The 1,449-nt window shown below is 37.2% G+C and carries 2 protein-coding genes; both read left to right on the top strand.

Annotated features, from left to right (window positions below; translation table 11 throughout):
- Positions 1-76 precede the first annotated feature (76 nt).
- Positions 77-370 (top strand): transposase, encoded by a 294-nt coding sequence (locus FC093_RS23570; protein WP_137264281.1) that lies wholly within the window; start codon positions 77-79, stop codon positions 368-370.
- Positions 371-372: 2 nt separating this feature from the next.
- The gene (locus tag FC093_RS23565) at positions 373-1,437 is read left to right on the top strand and encodes an IS3 family transposase (protein ID WP_137264280.1); all 1,065 of its coding nucleotides are present in this window, start codon (positions 373-375) and stop codon (positions 1,435-1,437) included.
- Positions 1,438-1,449: the final 12 nt, after the last annotated feature.

The following is a 1,449-nucleotide window of genomic DNA, read 5'->3' as shown; positions in this document are numbered from 1 at the left end:
TGTATTAGCCCCCTAAAAGGCTGGAGATAGTTTTAGAAATAGTTTGACTTATTCAAAAGTCACTAAATTTAAAAATATGAGTATCATCAAACGTAAATGGAGTGAAGCACAGAAGTTGCAGATCATCCAGGAAGTAGAATCTAACGGGTTACATGAAACGCTACGCAAGTACAACTTATCACAATCACTTTTTCATAAATGGCGACGAGCCTATAATGGAGAAGGTATGCAAGGATTAAAGCCCCGGTATAAAACGGTTGATCCTGGTGTTCGACTATTAGAACAGGAGAATGAACGTTTAAAAAGGATTATAGCCAAGCAGGCACTGGAAATAGAATTTAAAGACGAGCTTTTAAAAAAAAGTCATTAACTATTGCAGATAAACGTGTTTGCATAGCTTCATTCATTGGTAAAGCAAGTATTGGTTCTCTGATAAGCTGGAGCATGTTGGCAAACAGTAGCTATTACTACCGCTGTAAGGTTGGTAAGCGTGGCAGAAAAGCATCAACACATACCTTGTTACAAGATGGCAGCATCATTAGCAATAACAGTGTCGTAATTGCAATTCGTTTTATTTTGGCAGAAGAGTTTGTATGTTTTGGATATGATAAACTAACAGCTGATTTACGCGGCAATGGTTTTATCATCAATCCCAAAAAAACATACCGGTTAATGAAAGAACAAAAACTGTTATGCGGTACCATTATTAAAACCAATATGGGTAAACGGCAATTTGTGAAGTGGCGTGTACAGCAGGCAGACCATCCTATGCAACAGTTGTGTATGGATATCAAATACATCCATATTCATGGGCAAAGAAAAAATGCATTGCTGCTTACTGTACTGGACGTTTATAGCCGAAGTATTGTTGGTCAGGTGTTATGGTGGCGTATCCGAAAAGAAAATGTCATCTGGTTGTTGTATCAAATCCTGCAACAGTATCCTGTAAATGGCATTACTTTAAGAAATGATAATGGAAGCCAGTTTATCGCTCATGCATTACGTGAGTTTTTGCAGGAAAAACAAATAGCACAAGAGTTTATTCACGTAGCAACACCAGAGGAAAACAGTTTTATAGAAGCCTATCACAGTATTGTTGAAAGAGAAGTATTGCAACCTCGCCAATTTGAAAATATACAAACAGCTATTGAAACATTTAATCGCTGGGAAATATTTTACAACAACCGACGATTACATGGAAGCCTTGGAAACATTACTCCCAAACAACAATGGAATAAATGGCTGATTCAGATGAAAAGAGAACCAATGCCGATTATTAGCACCAATGCTTTATCCACAAACGGCGAACGAAAATCGATAAACATTGAAGAGAGCCGTTTAGTGGATAAAATATTTAATAACCAAAAGCCGGCTATCTTTGGATACCAACACCAGCAAAAAAGTCAAACTGTTTTTCAAACTTTGTCCAGTTTATAAGGGGTGGATACA

Source organism: Ilyomonas limi (assembly GCF_005233845.1).
Lineage (GTDB): Bacteria > Bacteroidota > Bacteroidia > Chitinophagales > Chitinophagaceae > Ilyomonas > Ilyomonas limi.
Note: the sequence above shows the minus strand (reverse complement) of the source record. Positions and strands in the feature narration are given on the sequence as shown.